Below are 14,799 nucleotides of genomic sequence, written 5' to 3'. Positions count from 1 at the left end.
TATATTAACGGGGAAAATCTTTCACGTATTTAGCGATTGAATCTGGTAAAAAATCCAAAGTTTCGGCAGTGGCGTAGGGGTCAATTTGTGAACCATCTGGATGTTTACGAAAGTAATCGGGAACTAAATCACTACACAAAGCTACTACAACATCATCGACTAATCGCTCACGTTCATCAAAAGACAGATTATATCTTGCTGCAATATCTTCGTCCGTTAAAATATGGACAATCTCATGAAGAGGTGTATGAGCAGGGTTACCCCGATTATTAAAGTTGTTTTCTGGGTTTATTTGCGCCTTTATATGGCCTGTTTTAGCGTTAAAATTACCGCCAGTTCCGTAAGCGGTAACAGTAATTTCAATTTCATTTGGAAAGTTAACGCCCCAGTGATTTGCTAAATCGATAAATCTTGGAAAAGCTGCCTCAATCGTCGGTCGGGCTTCCTCTAGAGCGGCTACACTACGTTGATAGGTTTCCGCAGAATAAACCTTACTTGAAAAAACTTCTCGCATTTTGTCTTTAGTACCGGCTTTTAACTTAGGAAAACCCGTCATTAAAGATCGCAACTCCTCGTTATTCGGCCAAACTAAGTTAGCATGAGTTTCTTTGTAGTGTTCGACTCGATTAGCTGTCCACCACAAGCGATTAAATTCCTCGTCGGCGGTGGGAATCCGAAAAGTCAATTTTGGAACCTCACCAGCCTCAACAGTATTTTGACTACCATCAGCAGTTTTATCTTCTTCCGTTGATAATGAAGATTTTTCGCCGGTCATGTATTTATTTTACTCTAATTATTCAGGTGTTACTCTTTTAATGTGCTGGATAAATATGATCGAGTGATTCGACCTAAGCGAAAGCTTTTAAGATTACCTGGAGTTGATTATTCAACAGAGTGGTATTATTTCGTGACGATTTGCGTGGAAAATAGAAGGTGTATTCTTGGAAATATAGTTGACGGCAACTTGAGACCACAAAAATCGATCGTAGGGGCTGGGCATGCCCAGCCCGCAACCGAAAAGATATTTCTCCCAAGTCGCCTCGGTAAAATCGTTGAGAATGTTTGGAAAAATATACCAGATCATTATCCCGTTTCATTAAACACCTTTCAGATTATGCCTAGTCACCTTCATTTTATAATCGAGATTGCGGGCGCGGCATGCCACGCCCCTACGCTTGGAAGCATTGTTGGGTCTTTCAAGTCTGAGATGACAAAACAAGTTCGTCTACTTTTAAAAGATAAATCGATTGATCTGTGGCAAAGGAGTTACTTCGAAAGAATTATTCGCAACGAAAAAGAACTAGCGATTCTTCAATATTACATTGAACAAAACCCCAACGATTGATCCATTGATGAGGAAAACCCCAATAAAAGGAAGGTAAATGCTAAAATGAGGCCGTGATTACGGCTAAAAATCTCACTAAAAAATATGGCGATGTTTTTGTCTTAAACGGAGTGGATTTTAAACTCGGTAACGGCAAGAAAATTGGTCTGGTAGGACGCAACGGCTGTGGCAAGTCAACGTTATTTAGAATCGTTAACCGCATTGAAGAGCCAACCGCCGGAGGCCTCGATATTCAAAACGAGGTGATTGGCTACATTCCTCAAGAATTTGATTTCCCCAATATAACGGTGGCCGAGTATTTAGAATCAAGTCTTGATGGCTCTTGGGAATATTATCTGATTGATAAATTGGTAACGCAACTGGAATTTACTAATTATGATCCCCAGCAAAATGTTAAAACCATGAGCGAGGGGCAGAAGATGAGAGTGAAGTTAATTGAAGTCTTACTAAAGAACCCAACGACATTATTTATAGACGAGCCTACCAATCACTTAGATATCGAAGGTATTATGTGGTTTGAGAATTACGTTAAAACTCTGCCGGCCACAGTGATTATGATTTCCCACGACCGCTCGTTTCTAAATCACACAGTAGATGAAATTTGGGAAATCGAAGCAGGAAAGCTGTACCAATTTGTAGGTGATTATGATAATTATCGTACCCAAAAGTTAAAGCTGATCGACAAGTGGAACGAAGAATACGTGCTCTGCCAAGAAAAGAATGGAGCGAGAAGTAACTAGCCAGCCGAAAGAAGAATACGTTTCTAAAAAGATAAAGGGCTTAAATTTCGCGACCGACATTCGGCCGGGGAAGCTTATGGTCCGTTGCAGTAACGTGGCTAAGGCTTACGGAAAAAATCGGGTGTTTACTAATTTAGATTTTGAACTCCGCGGTCAGGAAAAACTGTGGCTCTTTGGCCCCAACGGCGCTGGTAAATCTACTTTGGTGAAAATGATTATGGGCGAGGAGCTAACAAGTTCTGGAGAGGTAAAGATTGGCGACAACGTGAAACTAGGTTACTTTGCTCAAGTGCAACATATGGATAAAGAAGGAACAGATAATCGAAATTTACAAGAGATTTTTACGGCTAGTACTAATTGCTTTTTTTATGATGCTAAAGGGTATTTAAGCAAATTTTTATTTAATAAAGACGATATTGCTAAAAGAATTTGGCAATTAAGCCCCGGGGAGCGAGCTCGTTTTGCCTTCGCCATTTTTGCCCATAAAGATTACGATTTGCTAATACTAGATGAACCGGATAACCACTTAGATATTGAAACCAAGGAAGTTATAGAAGATAGTTTACGAAAATACCAAGGAACGTTGCTACTCGTTTCGCACGATCGTTATTTCGTGGAAAGTGTGGGGGTTAATAAAGTACTTAACCTTAAAGCAGGGGCGTTATCTTATTTCGAAAATGAATCGCTAGAGTAATTTTAATAGCTTCTTAAAATCAGCCCGCATTAACCCACCCCAAATTTTAGGGGAGCGCAGGGCGGCGGCGGGGTGGAAGGTGAGAAAGTACGTTTGACCGGACTGAGTGACGACGCGACCATGATCTTTAACCGCATGAAAAGTTTCGTCTGGTAATAAAGCCTTAACGGCCGTGGTTCCCATTAGAACTATAAATTTTGGCTGAATAACTTTTATTTGTGCTAGTAAGTGCGTTCTGCCGTGATCGATTTCTTGAGAAGTGGGAGCGCGGCGGCCGGGAAAGTATTTGACCGGAGAAGTGATAAAAACCTCTTCGCGTTTTAGACCGATTTCAGCCAGAATCTGGGTCAACAATTTTCCAGAGCGACCGATGAAAGGTCTTCCGGTCTTAGATTCCTCAACCCCAGGCGCTTCACCAATAAACATTAGTTTTGCGTTGACCGCGCCCTCACCGGGAACTGGCAGACCCGACATGCCTTGCTGACAAAGACGGCAGGAAGCGATGTTAACCGCTATCTTTTTTAACTCTTTTTCTTTGGAAATCATCTAATTATTCTTCGGATTCTTCGGAAGATTCACCAACTTCGAGGGGCACCGCCGGGGCGTTTTGATCTTTGAGGCTATCGCGAATTTTCTTCTCGATTTCGGCGGCTAGTTTCGGATTTTGTTTTAAGTTTTCTTTAGAGGCTTCGCGGCCCTGACCCAATTTTTCACCGTTGTATTCATACCAAGCCCCACTCTTTTTTATAATCTCCATCTCGGTTCCGACGTCCAAAAGACTGGCCACTTTACTAATGCCTTCGGCAAACATAATGTCAAATTCGGCCACCCGAAAAGGCGGAGCGACTTTGTTTTTAACCACTTTGACTCGGACATGGTTACCAGTCACTCGATCGCCATCCTTAATCGACTCGACCCGCCGAATTTCCAAACGAACCGAAGCGTAGAATTTAAGAGCCCTGCCGCCGGTCGTCACCTCGGGATTGCCAAACATCACTCCGATTTTTTCGCGTAACTGATTAGTGAAAATAACCATGGTGTTGGTATTACTGGTAGCTCCGGTAATTTTACGGAGGGCTTGACTCATGAGGCGAGCCTGCAGCCCCATAAAAGAATCGCCCATTTCCCCTTCAATTTCGGCTTTGGGAGTGAGAGCCGCGACGGAATCAATGATAATTAGATCGACAGCACTACTACGAATTAAAGTTTCGGCAATTTCTAGGGCCTGCTCGCCGGTATCGGGTTGGGAGATAAGCAAATCATCAACGTTAACGCCAATCCTGGCGGCGTACATAGGGTCTAAAGCGTGTTCAGCATCAATAAAAGCGGCGGTTCCTCCGGCTCGTTGAGCCTCAGCGGCAATGTGAAGCGACAAGGTAGTTTTACCACTACTTTCAGGACCAAAAATTTCGATGATTCGGCCTTTAGGGAGCCCACCAATTCCCAAAGCTAAGTCTAAAGCAATAGATCCGGTGTTAATAATGTTAACTCCGGAGGCCTTCGGGCGCTCCCCCAGTCGCATAATGGAACCCTTACCAAAGCTTTTTTCGATGTCGGCCAACGCATGAGTAAGAGCTAGTTTCTTAGCATCTGTAGCTGCCATATAAAGACATACTATCAAATCTAGCTAGGTTTGGAAGTGGGGAATCTTTTAAATCTGTTAAAATGAAATGGTGATTTATTTAATTGGCGGTAAAAATAAAACTTCGTCTCGAAAAGCCCTACTTGAAGTCAAAAAGAACTTCCCACCGGAGGCGGTGCAAACAATCGTCATTGACAAGAACTTCGCGGGACCGATTTCCAGCCTCTTTAACAGTCAGTCCTTACTTTCCGAGAAGACTTTGATCGTTGCCGAGATGGCTACAGAGTGGAAAAAATACGAGGAGGAGCTGCTTAAGACTTTAAATAAGACCGGCGTCGACGGCGTAGACGCAGTCCTTTGGATCGACGGCTCGCTCCCTAAGAACTCCAAACTTTTAAAATCTGTCGCCGACCTTGGTGGCCAAGTGACGTTTTTCGACGACGAAGTGACGGCTCAAATCTGGGGATTACTGGATGCCTTGGGCGCCAAAAACCGCCCCCGGGCTTTTGAGGAATTACAAACACTCTTGGCTCAAGGCGAATCGGCGATTGGAATTTTAGTAATGATAACGTACTTAACGAGAAACTTACTTTCCGTCAAGTATAAAAATAAACTGGCCGAAAGCTTGTCGCCTTTTCAAAAAAGAAAGTTGACGACGGCAGCAAAGAATTTTACGGAAATGGAATTGTTGGAAATCTATAGTCAACTGTTAACGGTTGATATGGCCCTTAAAGGCAGCTCTCTTTCTGATGATCTGCTACTGACCAATTTAATCATTCACTACACTACCTACACCAATGAAAAACCTCTCAAAATTGCCGGCTAAAGCCTGGTGGGTCTTCATTTTTAAGCCGTTTTTAAAATTTGGAACCGCTTTTTGCTTTATTTTAGGCGGATTTATATTGCTACTTTCCCAAGTAATCTTACCTCAATTTACAGGTCAGGATAGTAAATTAGAATCCCCCCAAAACAGTGTTTTAGGAGCTTTTAATGTTGATACCCCTTCCCCCATGGTTGGAGTACCGTTACCAAAAAGTGCCAAGCTAAGTAGCAGCGAATCTTTAACAATTACTTCCGGGGTAAATGAGGAAGTGCCAGATACTTTTTTGTTAACAATTCCCAAACTAAATATTAAAGAAGCCAGTGTGGAAACTAACTCCGTAAATTTAAGCCCTGACGAGCGTTTGGGGCATTTTCGAGGCAGTGCGATTCCGGGCGACATTGGCACGACTTTTATTTACGGACATTCGGCCGCTCCTTTGTTTTTTAGCCCTAATAATTACAAAACTATCTTTTCGACTTTACCAAATCTAACTGTTGGCGACGAGTTTAGCATTGGCATCAACGCCGTGACTTACCGCTACGAAGTAACGGAAACCAAGATTTTAAACCCCGCGGAAGTGGCACCACTAAAAGATTACGGCCTGGAAACCGGCAGCTCATCATCCGTGGTTTTGATGACCTGTTATCCACCGGGGTTAACGACTAGTCGGCTGTTGGTGATTGGGAAATTAGTGTATTAACGCCTCAGAAGCCTATACCCAAACCCTAAGAGTGATAAAGAAACGACCGCGACTAACAAGGTATATAAAGGACTAGCCGTTTGCGGCGTGCCATTTCCACCGCTTGTGCCGCCGGACGTCCCTCCAGACGTGCCGCCACTGGTAGTGGCTTCCGCTAGAACTTGCGGACGATTACTACCACCATTTTTTAGTACTTCTCCAAACGGAGACGGAGTTTGGGCTAAAGCGAGTTGTTTGACCGGAATTGGATTCGGATTAACCGCGGAATTATTAGTAGCAGGAAGAGCGGCTAAAGTGCGCAACGTGTAAGGAATAGCGCCACTGGGACCATCGGAGGCATATTTTTGGCTACTGCCGCCAATCATTAAATAGTAAGTGGTATCGGGATTTAAATTTTCTAAAGTCACTAAGTGAGCCGTAGTTAAACCGGGTATTGTCTTCTCGTCTCCCAAGGACAACGTAGTGCCGTAGTAAACAGTGCTGGGAGTGCGGTCAGCGGTAATCCAAGAAACAGAACTTTGAGTACTGCGAACTTCACTAATGGAGACGTTTTGAGGAACGTCAGACACAGTAGAGCCATTAAAAAGACCGAAGCCACCCTTGAGGAAAAATACCCCGGAAATTAGAACTACAGATAAAACTACGACGGTTATAATTGTTTGGCTGGCAGATTTTTTCATTTTTTTAGCAACTTCATTATGGTAACAAAACCACCGAGAAGTAAAGAGCCACCAATTACGAGCAACGCTCCTGTCAAACTAGGGGTACCGCCGTTAAACTGGGTGCAGTCACTACTAATTTTGCAGGTATTCACGCCGTTTCCGTAATAACTGTCACAAGACTTTCGCACTTGATTACACACAAAATGATGCGGTCCGCTGGGAGATATGACCGCACACTGGGCGTTAGTACTGCAGCTATCCACACCAGCCCCCACCACCGCCTCGCAGACTAAGCTTGTAGCATTACATTCTAAGTGCGTGACCAAGGGGGCGCACTCCGTTCCTCCTAAAGTGCAAGTACTCACGCCCGCGGAATTGACCCGCGTACAGGCACTATTCACGCAAGCATAATGCGAAACGACCGGAGGTGATACCGCGGCGCATTCCGAACCACCAACGATACAAGTGTTCGCTCCCGCGGAATTGACCAAAGTACAAGCATTATTAACACAAGCATAATGCGTTGCTACCACGCACTCAGTGCCACCAACTGTGCAGGAATTTATTCCTGGCGAATTAAGTAAAGTGCAGGTTGCACTAACACAGGCGTAATGTTGATTAAGTGTTGGTGGCGGGGGCGGGGCAACGGCTGGCTGGACTAAAATCGCGGCCTCGCAGAGATTTGATACCAACTTTCCGGCGCTGTCGTAAACCAGCAGACTTAGTAAATGTGGCACTGGACTTTGGGTATCATTTGTAAAACTTAAGAGCACCGAGATATTGTTACTATTTCCGGAGACTTGTTTAATCAGAGTTGAACTGTCGTAAACCTTCGAAGTCAACGGCATTGTGAAAGTTCCGGTCAGTGAAGCCATCGCGGTGACACTAAGAGGTGAGGGGCCAGAGCTGGGAGTCAAAGTGAGACCGGAAACACATTGAGAGGGAGCGGCCGCCACTTCAAAAGTATTGGCGCAAGCCGCACTGCAATTACTGGGGTCTCCGGAAGCATTACCCAAAGAATCACGAATCGCCAAAGTGGTGTAATATGGCTCGGCTTGATTTACAAATGACTGGCTGTAAGTAGTACCGCTTTGGACAGAGACCGCTACTGCGCCAACTGAAAAGATATAGGTAGTTTGCGCATTATCATAAGTGGTCCCGATCCCGGTAAAAGTAGCGGGAGAACTGGCAACCACAGGACTGGGAGAATGGGTTAAGCTGCCGCAAGCCGGCCGTTTATAAATTGAGAAAGAAGTTGACGCCGGTGCGGCAATCCCGCCGTCCGCGGTAATCGTCGCTACGTTTGTTACCGCAACTGAGTTTTCAAGGATATCTGAAGCCACAGTGACTATAAAACTGCGGCTGAGTTTGGCCCCGACCGCAAGGTTTCCGGGGTTACAAATAAAATCAGGGTTATTAAAACTACAATCGGAGTTATTCGTTGATTTATAAGTTAAGTAATTCTGATTAGCTCCTGTGAGCGGATTGGTTAGAACCAGACCGGTTAGCGGAGTAATGCCGGTATTGGTGCAATCAATTTGATAGGTGACATCAAGGCCTAAGGGCGCCCCTTTGACCGCAACGCCGTCGATATCGACCGTTTTGGAATTATTAAGATCGGAATTAAGCGGCGGAAAATTCTTTGGTAAAGTCAATTGGGCTTTGGAAGTACAGGTAATTCCTGAGTCTCCAACGGTAATAATTATAGAACTCCCCAGAACCGAGGGCTCGCGAGACACAGAAGAAGACGGCGATCCTTGAACTACTAAAAATCCAATAACCAGGAACGGAGCGATGATGAGAAGCCGTAGCAAATTATTCTTCATGGGGCTTTAAGGCGTTGGTGGCAAGTATTTTCCACAAATATCGGCTCCCGAAGCCAGTTTAAAGCAAGCCCTGGTCATAATAGAATAAGAGCCCTTGACGAGCGCCTTGGGGTAAGTAAGAGTGGCTGTAAAGTTACTTCCGGTTGATGTAAATGTACAATTATCGGAAGGACAACTAAATTCGTCAGCGTTGGCGGTGCTCGGTACTGTCAACGAAAAGTCGACCGTGGCTACCGTATTGGAACTACTTGGCACACTACCGGCACAAATAAATTTAACATTGCTATCGCCAATCGCCGGCTTTTCGGGACTGGCAACGACAGTAGCGCATTCGGCCGGCGCGCAATCGATATTTAAAGTGCAGTCGGAAGGCCCAATCCCAGGCTTGGCCACGCAGGCATTATTCTCACAAACATTATGAGAGCCGCTTTGAGAAGCGGCATCGGTACTTTCAGTAGCATGCGTGGTCACCGCCGAAAGATTCGATGACGTGAGACGCCTGCTAATAAACCAACCGGAAACCGCCAGTATTATAACTAATATTACCCCAACGACCGGTAGCACAAACACCCGGTTAATTTCTTTATTTAAAATAACCATTACTTAACTTTAGCGCTTTGAGCGGATAGGTCAAGGTTTAATGTTGGTGGTAATGGTTTTAAATAATCAGCAACACCGAAAGGCAGACTATCAGTCTGCCGGCTGTGAATAACTCCAAAAAGGCCCCAGACCGTAAGACCAATTAAAACAGCAATTAAAGCTATAATTAAATCCTTAGACATAAATTAACTTACCTAACATAATTAAACGTACTTAAGTATACCGTCGCTCGCGCCTGGCTGTTTAAAGAACTTAAGCCAATTGAAGCTATGGAAACTAAACGTTTAAAACTGCCTAGATCTTTTAAAAATTTCTCAATGTTGCCGTAACTGCCACTTAAACCGATCCAATATTTATTTTCTCCGGAGCTAGCCGCTTCGGTTATCGATACTTTTTGAATAAAATCTAATTTTACTAAAGAATTACTGGCCAGAAGCGATAAATCCTGAATAAATTGGCCGTTATCCGCACTAATTGGCAGTAGCTCTGAGATCTTGGTAACCGCGGCCGCCTCGTTACGGAGTCTTACTGACGCTGCTTTTAGGGCCGTGATTTTCTGATCGAAGGTCGTTTCATATTTTTTGCCCTGCTCAATATTGGCCTTAATTTTGAATACGGAAGCGATAGCCGGATAAATTCCAAAAGTGCCAAAAATTATAATGGTTATTAGACTTAATCCTAGCAAAGTGTAGGCTTTCTGGGGGGTTTCTGAAATATAGGCCCGAAGGTTTCTATTTAAATATTTAGGGATCCCTAAAGTCATAAAGCTACTTCTAAATTAAACAAGAAACTATTGTGGGTTTTATCATAAGTGGCGGAGTTTAGGGCGATTTGCTTAAAAGCGGCCACTTGTTTTAAAGCCACCAATAACTTCCCAAAATTAATCGCATCAATGGTTGATCCGTTTATGGTTATTGATTTAGAAGTAATATTTAATTGAGACAGAGTTAAACCTTCCGGTAAGCAGCCACGAACCGCTACTAAAATTCCGGGAAGATCACTTGATTTAGCTTGAATACTACGAAGTTGCAGTAACCGCTGGTTATTCACATTTAATTGATCCTCAACCACTTTAAGCTTATCTAAAGTAAGCATTTGACTGCTTAAACGAGTATTAACGGGTAACAATTGCTGATCTAAAAGATAGCGAGCCACGAAAGAAAGGACCACTAAAAACTGAAAAATTATTATGAGTAGCCGCCCTTGAACACGGAAGAAGTAGAGGATTTTACTTCCGATTCCGGATTCCTCGAAAGAGACGGGTTTAATTAGATTTAGACTTAAGTTGTTTAGAGGCGGCATGCCCCTTTATTCTAGCAGCTTTATTGGGGTGAATAATATGGTTTTTTGCCATCTTATCGGCCACTTTGTAGATATCGGAAACAACCCCTAATTTAACCGCTTTCCGTAGCTTGGTTTTCCAAGAGACAGCGTATTTGGTACGCCTAATATCGACTCGGGTTTTCTTTTGAGCGGATTTTAAATTAGCCATAAAACTACAGGAGACCAATATACCAGAGCCCTGGCGCCAAATCAAGGGCTATGGTAACCTGCATTTGATGACTTTTAAGAATCTCTTTCTCAAGCGCCAGGAGTCTATTATAACGGCCGCGGCCCTAATTGGCCTGACGTTACTTGGTAGCGGTCTACTGGGCTTTATTCGGGATCGCTTGGCAGCCAACTTTTTCGGTGATAGCACGCCACTTGGTTTGTTTTATTTAGCCGACAAACTGCCAAATTTTATTTTTAGTGTTTTAGTCATTGGCGGTTTTTCCACCGCCGTAATCCCGGTATTCACAAAATATTTAAAAAATGACGTGGCTACCGCTTGGGAGCTGTCTTCCCAAATTTTATCAGTCGTCCTTGTCGGGTTTGCGGGACTTGGAGTAATTCTGTTTATTTTCGCGACCCCAATTGCCAGCCTTTTAACAAGCAGTAAACTGTCGCCTTCCGATTTTGCAACTCTCGTCACCTTACTACGGATACTGCTACTGGGGCAGCTGCTGCTAATTGTCAGTAATTTCTTGACCTGTTTACTGCAGTCTCATAAACACTTTTTAATTCCCGCCCTTTCTCCAATTTTTTACAATCTTGGCTTAATTGTGGGAATTGTAGCCGCCTCTCGTTTTGGGATTATCGCTGCCGCCTGGGGGGCGGTTTTAGGGGCTTGTATGCACCTGGCTATCCAGATTCCGGCTCTAAAACAAATTGATTTTAAATTTAAACCACAAATAAATTTAAGGGCACCGGCATTTTTGGAAACCATGCATTTACTGGGACCAAGAACTTTAACGATTATAGTGAGTCAACTATCAATCTTGATTGATTCCTGGCTGGCCGCTTGGGTGTCGGTGGCCGCGATCGTCCCTTATACTTTTGCGCTCCACTTGCAAAACGTCCCTTTGGGAATTTTTGGGGTTTCAATTAGCGCCGCCCTTTTTCCAACTTTATCTCAAAAAGCGCTTATAGAAGATAAAACGGAGTTTAAGAAAACTTTTTTAACTTCTTTTTTGCAATTATCGTTTTTAATTTTACCGGCTGCCGCCGTCCTGCTGGTTCTTAGGGTCCCGGCGATTCGTTTAGTCTTTGGCGCCAGTCGTTTTTCCTGGGAAGCCACCCTTACCGCCGCTTACACTTTAGCCTTTTTAGCGCTGGCTCTTTTTCCGCAGGCTGCTGCTCTTAGCATTACTAAAGCTTTTTACGCCCTTAAAGATTCCAAGACGCCGTTTATTATTAACTGCGCCGGAACGATAATAAATATTATAGTGGCAATCTTGTTTATAAGAGTCTTTCATCTTGGAGTTTGGGGACTGTCCCTAGCTTACTTTATATCGAGCTCAATTGAGTGCATTTTACTTTTTACTTATTTAGCCAAGACCTTAAACGGTTTTTCGATAGTTGATTTCGGCAAACCGTTCATTAAAATTTGCGCCGCCACTTTTATTATGGCCGGTTGCCTCTACTTACCTCTGAAGCAACTCGACCTCTACGCCCTCGACACTAGTCGAACTATTAATTTAGTAATTCTAACCGCCATTGCAGGACTTGCTGGCGTTATATCTTACTTAATTCTAACCTGGCTCTTTAAAGTTCAAGAAATTCGGTTACTGTACAGTCTCGTTAATAAAATTATTAAGAAGCCTGCGACTGCCCCCGAAATCCCAAATTATGAAACAACAACAAATCCGTAACTTCGCAATCATTGCCCATGTTGATCACGGTAAATCGACTCTCGCCGACCGCTTACTTAATTTGACCGGAACCGTGAGTTCCAGAGATATGCGTGAGCAATTCTTGGATAGTTTAGACTTAGAGCGCGAACGAGGCATTACTATAAAGCTTAAGTCGGTAAGAATGACGTACCAAGGTTACACTTTAAATCTGATCGACACCCCAGGCCACGTCGATTTTTCCTATGAAGTCTCTCGGAGTTTAGCGGCTTGCGAAGGGGCAATATTAGTTGTGGATGCGACTCAGGGAATTCAAGCCCAAACTTTAGCCCACGTTCAAAAAGCGCAAGAATTAGGTCTAACCATTATTCCGGTCCTTAATAAAATCGATTTGCCAACGGCTTACGCGGAAGAAACCAAGGCCGACCTAGTTAGTACTTTTGGATTCTTGGACAGCGACATTCTGGCGATTTCCGCCAAGACCGGCGCCGGAGTGCAAGAACTTCTGACCGAGATAATTAAGAAAATTCCAGCCCCGACGGGTCTAGCCAACGAACCATTGCAAGCTTTGGTCTTTGATTCTTATTATGATGAGCACCAGGGCGTCATTGCCGCCATTAAAGTGACTGCAGGGCAACTTAGTCAAACTAAAATGCTAGCCAAACATTCTGGTGAAGCGTTTGACCCGATCCAAATCGGCGTTAATTCTCCCAAGCCGACGACCGTTGAAAACCTTTCGACTGGTGAAGTTGGTTTTGTGGCGACCGGCCTTAAGGATCTCTCGGCCGTTCGGGCCGGCGAAACGTTGACGACGAGAGATAATCCGGCAACCCAGGCTCTTCCCGGCTACAAAGAAGCCAAACCGGTGGTTTTTATGAGCGTCTATCCTAATTCTGGTGATGATTTCTTAAATCTTAAAAAGGCTTTAGAGAAGTTACGGTTGACCGATGCCGCCTTGTCTTTTACCCCAGAATCATCATCCGCCTTAGGCTTTGGTTACCGCGTTGGCTTCCTAGGACTGCTACACTCGGAAATTATTGGCGAAAGATTAGAACGGGACTTTGGAATTGCCTTAATTTATTCGCTGCCGTCGGTTGCCTACGAGGTAACGAAAACTAATGGCGAAACTGAAGTTATTAATTCTCCAATCGACTTTCCAGATCCCTCGATTCTAACGGAAGTGCGAGAACCGTGGACCATGCTTTCGATCATTGTCCCTAATCAATACTTGGGACCGTCATTAGACCTCGTTAAAGAGCATCGCGGCATCATTGGTGAGATAAAATATTTTTCGGCTTCTAAAGTACTAGTCGCCGCCGAAATGCCGCTTAAAGAATTAATAATTGGTTTTTTCGATGAACTTAAATCAGTCTCTTCCGGCTTCGCCAGTCTGGATTACGAACTGGGAGACTATAGAGCGGCCGACGTCGTCAAATTAAATATTTTAGTTCATAACGAAGTCGTTCCTGCACTTTCCGAGTTGATAATTCGAGACCAGGCTGAAGCCGAAGGCCGCAAAATTCTAGGCAGACTTAAAGAAAATTTACCGCGGCAGCAATTTGCGGTGTCTTTACAAGCGGCCATTGGCGGCCATATTATTGCTCGTGAAGATTTGCAAACTTACCGTAAAGACGTCCTCGCTAAAATGAGTGGTGGCGACCAGCGCCGCAAAGATAAACTCACGGATCTTCAAAAGAGGGGTAAAAAGAAAATGAGGTTAATTGGAAAAATCTCGATTCCGGCCGACGCTTATCGCAAAATCCTAGCGGCTAATTCTTAAAAAGAACCACCGTAATTTATTTCCCAAAGTTAAGAGGTGATATAAAGGCTTGTTGAGGACGAGATCATAAGTGGGTTTGAACTCGACCAGCTGACCACCAAAACCTTGCTTGAATCTAGTAAAGCCCGACCACGGATCTTTGGGATCAAGTGACCCGGCGGCTCCCCACATATCAAAAGTGCTACAACCAAGTTTTTGACCGAGCCGAACCGCTTCCCACATCAGCAGTGACGGCGCCATTAATTCTTTATGATGCTCCGAAGTCCCGCCATAGGGGTAATAAAAAGTATCGCCGTATTTAAAAAGCATTAAGGCTCCCAAATATTCATCATTAAACTTAGCTAGCAGTAAGTAAGCCATCTTTTTAGGGGCCAAAATATTCCACAAAGTTTCGTAGTATTTATTCGGATGTACGAAAAAATGTTGCCTATCCGTAGTTTCTTTCTGGAGTTTTAAAAATATCTTTAGAGCCTCGTCATCATTGCGTTCTTCGATGACCACACCCTTACGAGCCGCGAGACCGATGTTGTAGCGGGTCTTTTGATGAAGATTTGATAAGAGTTGCTCTTCGGTTTGAGCCAAGTCTAAGAGGTAGGTGTGAGAGGCAAAGACCCTGGAAGAATTTCTAATTTCTAAGCCCGAAACTTTCGGGTTAGTCCTATCTGTTGAATCTGACATGACCACGTTGCTTTCGATTTTAATAAAAGCACATTTCTTAGCTCGTCCCACCGTCGCCAGCTCTTTCCAATCTGCGGAGGACATTTCAGAAACTTTAGGACAATAGCCAACCATTATCGGCAATTTGTTGATCGGCCCAGGCAGTCGGTGGTAAGTAAACCAAATATTGCCCGCCTTCACGGCCGGTGTGCCCATCTTC

At 44.1% G+C, this 14,799-nt stretch carries 18 protein-coding genes; 7 read left to right on the top strand and 11 right to left on the bottom strand.

Going from position 1 to position 14,799, the window contains the following annotated elements:
* Positions 1 to 4: 4 nt before the first annotated feature.
* The gene (locus NT141_02390; GenBank protein ID MCX6783893.1) at positions 5 to 775 is read right to left on the bottom strand and encodes a hypothetical protein; all 771 of its coding nucleotides are present in this window, start codon (positions 773 to 775) and stop codon (positions 5 to 7) included.
* Positions 776 to 817: 42 nt separating this feature from the next.
* On the opposite strand from NT141_02390, the gene NT141_02385 reads away from it, so the two are divergent.
* Genes NT141_02385 through NT141_02375 form a run of 3 tightly spaced genes read left to right on the top strand, consistent with a single transcriptional unit; the run spans position 818 to position 2,779 of the window.
* On the top strand, positions 818 to 1,345 hold the full coding sequence (locus NT141_02385) for a transposase (protein MCX6783892.1): 528 nt from the start codon (positions 818 to 820) through the stop codon (positions 1,343 to 1,345).
* A gap of 53 nt (positions 1,346 to 1,398) precedes the next feature.
* On the top strand, positions 1,399 to 2,085 hold the full coding sequence (locus tag NT141_02380) for an ATP-binding cassette domain-containing protein (GenBank protein MCX6783891.1): 687 nt from the start codon (positions 1,399 to 1,401) through the stop codon (positions 2,083 to 2,085).
* Positions 2,066 to 2,779, top strand: a complete 714-nt coding sequence (locus NT141_02375; protein ID MCX6783890.1) for an ATP-binding cassette domain-containing protein — start codon at positions 2,066 to 2,068, stop codon at positions 2,777 to 2,779. Before NT141_02380 ends, NT141_02375 begins: the two co-directional genes overlap by 20 nt.
* Here NT141_02375 and NT141_02370 read toward each other — a convergent pair.
* Positions 2,771 to 3,325: a uracil-DNA glycosylase gene (locus NT141_02370; protein MCX6783889.1), complete on the bottom strand. Its 555-nt coding sequence runs from the start codon at positions 3,323 to 3,325 to the stop codon at positions 2,771 to 2,773. The two genes, NT141_02375 and NT141_02370, sit on opposite strands and share 9 nt — an antisense overlap.
* A gap of 4 nt (positions 3,326 to 3,329) precedes the next feature.
* Positions 3,330 to 4,382, bottom strand: a complete 1,053-nt coding sequence (gene recA / locus NT141_02365) for a recombinase RecA (GenBank protein MCX6783888.1) — start codon at positions 4,380 to 4,382, stop codon at positions 3,330 to 3,332.
* A 67-nt stretch (positions 4,383 to 4,449) separates the two neighbouring features.
* Between recA and NT141_02360 the strand changes: the two genes are divergently transcribed.
* Both NT141_02360 and NT141_02355 read left to right on the top strand, forming a co-directional pair.
* A complete protein-coding gene (locus tag NT141_02360) occupies positions 4,450 to 5,187 on the top strand; it encodes a hypothetical protein (GenBank protein ID MCX6783887.1) in 738 nt (245 codons plus the stop codon).
* The gene (locus NT141_02355) at positions 5,159 to 5,884 is read left to right on the top strand and encodes a sortase (GenBank protein ID MCX6783886.1); all 726 of its coding nucleotides are present in this window, start codon (positions 5,159 to 5,161) and stop codon (positions 5,882 to 5,884) included. The genes NT141_02360 and NT141_02355 overlap by 29 nt, the downstream gene beginning before the upstream one ends.
* Here the strand turns inward: NT141_02355 and NT141_02350 are convergent.
* The 7 genes from NT141_02350 to NT141_02320 are packed head-to-tail and all read right to left on the bottom strand — an operon-like array spanning position 5,881 to position 10,464.
* Positions 5,881 to 6,564, bottom strand: a complete 684-nt coding sequence (locus tag NT141_02350; protein ID MCX6783885.1) for a hypothetical protein — start codon at positions 6,562 to 6,564, stop codon at positions 5,881 to 5,883. The genes NT141_02355 and NT141_02350 overlap by 4 nt on opposite strands.
* Entirely contained in the window at positions 6,561 to 8,372 is a 1,812-nt protein-coding gene (locus NT141_02345; protein MCX6783884.1) for a hypothetical protein, read from the bottom strand. The genes NT141_02350 and NT141_02345 overlap by 4 nt, the downstream gene beginning before the upstream one ends.
* 6 nt (positions 8,373 to 8,378) lie before the next feature.
* Positions 8,379 to 8,972 (bottom strand): hypothetical protein, encoded by a 594-nt coding sequence (locus tag NT141_02340; protein ID MCX6783883.1) that lies wholly within the window; start codon positions 8,970 to 8,972, stop codon positions 8,379 to 8,381.
* A complete protein-coding gene (locus NT141_02335) occupies positions 8,972 to 9,154 on the bottom strand; it encodes a hypothetical protein (protein MCX6783882.1) in 183 nt (60 codons plus the stop codon). The genes NT141_02340 and NT141_02335 overlap by 1 nt, the downstream gene beginning before the upstream one ends.
* Positions 9,155 to 9,162: 8 nt before the next feature.
* Positions 9,163 to 9,735, bottom strand: a complete 573-nt coding sequence (gene pilO, locus NT141_02330) for a type 4a pilus biogenesis protein PilO (protein MCX6783881.1) — start codon at positions 9,733 to 9,735, stop codon at positions 9,163 to 9,165.
* The gene (locus NT141_02325; GenBank protein MCX6783880.1) at positions 9,732 to 10,274 is read right to left on the bottom strand and encodes a PilN domain-containing protein; all 543 of its coding nucleotides are present in this window, start codon (positions 10,272 to 10,274) and stop codon (positions 9,732 to 9,734) included. The genes pilO and NT141_02325 overlap by 4 nt, the downstream gene beginning before the upstream one ends.
* Positions 10,237 to 10,464, bottom strand: a complete 228-nt coding sequence (locus NT141_02320; protein ID MCX6783879.1) for a 30S ribosomal protein S20 — start codon at positions 10,462 to 10,464, stop codon at positions 10,237 to 10,239. The genes NT141_02325 and NT141_02320 overlap by 38 nt, the downstream gene beginning before the upstream one ends.
* 67 nt (positions 10,465 to 10,531) lie before the next feature.
* Between NT141_02320 and murJ the strand changes: the two genes are divergently transcribed.
* Together murJ and lepA are read left to right on the top strand one after the other, a co-directional pair.
* Positions 10,532 to 12,163: a murein biosynthesis integral membrane protein MurJ gene (gene murJ / locus NT141_02315; protein MCX6783878.1), complete on the top strand. Its 1,632-nt coding sequence runs from the start codon at positions 10,532 to 10,534 to the stop codon at positions 12,161 to 12,163.
* The gene (gene lepA / locus NT141_02310) at positions 12,141 to 13,922 is read left to right on the top strand and encodes a translation elongation factor 4 (GenBank protein MCX6783877.1); all 1,782 of its coding nucleotides are present in this window, start codon (positions 12,141 to 12,143) and stop codon (positions 13,920 to 13,922) included. Before murJ ends, lepA begins: the two co-directional genes overlap by 23 nt.
* Here lepA and NT141_02305 read toward each other — a convergent pair.
* On the bottom strand, positions 13,905 to 14,684 hold the full coding sequence (locus NT141_02305; protein ID MCX6783876.1) for a peptidoglycan bridge formation glycyltransferase FemA/FemB family protein: 780 nt from the start codon (positions 14,682 to 14,684) through the stop codon (positions 13,905 to 13,907). The two genes, lepA and NT141_02305, sit on opposite strands and share 18 nt — an antisense overlap.
* Positions 14,685 to 14,799 lie beyond the last annotated feature (115 nt).

The sequence above is a fragment of the candidate division WWE3 bacterium genome (assembly GCA_026396615.1).
Classification (GTDB): domain Bacteria; phylum Patescibacteriota; class WWE3; order JAPLWK01; family JAPLWK01; genus JAPLWK01.
This window is presented reverse-complemented; position numbering and strand designations above follow the sequence as displayed.

Coding starts and splice junctions, on each gene's coding strand:
- NT141_02390 (MCX6783893.1), bottom strand. CDS start 775: ATGACCGGCGAAAAATCTTCATTATCAACGGAAGAAGATAAAACTGCT.
- NT141_02375 (MCX6783890.1), top strand. CDS start 2,066: ATGGAGCGAGAAGTAACTAGCCAGCCGAAAGAAGAATACGTTTCTAAA.
- NT141_02370 (MCX6783889.1), bottom strand. CDS start 3,325: ATGATTTCCAAAGAAAAAGAGTTAAAAAAGATAGCGGTTAACATCGCT.
- recA (MCX6783888.1), bottom strand. CDS start 4,382: ATGGCAGCTACAGATGCTAAGAAACTAGCTCTTACTCATGCGTTGGCC.
- NT141_02360 (MCX6783887.1), top strand. CDS start 4,450: ATGGTGATTTATTTAATTGGCGGTAAAAATAAAACTTCGTCTCGAAAA.
- NT141_02355 (MCX6783886.1), top strand. CDS start 5,159: ATGAAAAACCTCTCAAAATTGCCGGCTAAAGCCTGGTGGGTCTTCATT.
- NT141_02350 (MCX6783885.1), bottom strand. CDS start 6,564: ATGAAAAAATCTGCCAGCCAAACAATTATAACCGTCGTAGTTTTATCT.
- NT141_02345 (MCX6783884.1), bottom strand. CDS start 8,372: ATGAAGAATAATTTGCTACGGCTTCTCATCATCGCTCCGTTCCTGGTT.
- NT141_02340 (MCX6783883.1), bottom strand. CDS start 8,972: ATGGTTATTTTAAATAAAGAAATTAACCGGGTGTTTGTGCTACCGGTC.
- NT141_02335 (MCX6783882.1), bottom strand. CDS start 9,154: ATGTCTAAGGATTTAATTATAGCTTTAATTGCTGTTTTAATTGGTCTT.
- pilO (MCX6783881.1), bottom strand. CDS start 9,735: ATGACTTTAGGGATCCCTAAATATTTAAATAGAAACCTTCGGGCCTAT.
- NT141_02325 (MCX6783880.1), bottom strand. CDS start 10,274: ATGCCGCCTCTAAACAACTTAAGTCTAAATCTAATTAAACCCGTCTCT.
- NT141_02320 (MCX6783879.1), bottom strand. CDS start 10,464: ATGGCTAATTTAAAATCCGCTCAAAAGAAAACCCGAGTCGATATTAGG.
- murJ (MCX6783878.1), top strand. CDS start 10,532: ATGACTTTTAAGAATCTCTTTCTCAAGCGCCAGGAGTCTATTATAACG.
- lepA (MCX6783877.1), top strand. CDS start 12,141: ATGAAACAACAACAAATCCGTAACTTCGCAATCATTGCCCATGTTGAT.
- NT141_02305 (MCX6783876.1), bottom strand. CDS start 14,684: ATGTCCTCCGCAGATTGGAAAGAGCTGGCGACGGTGGGACGAGCTAAG.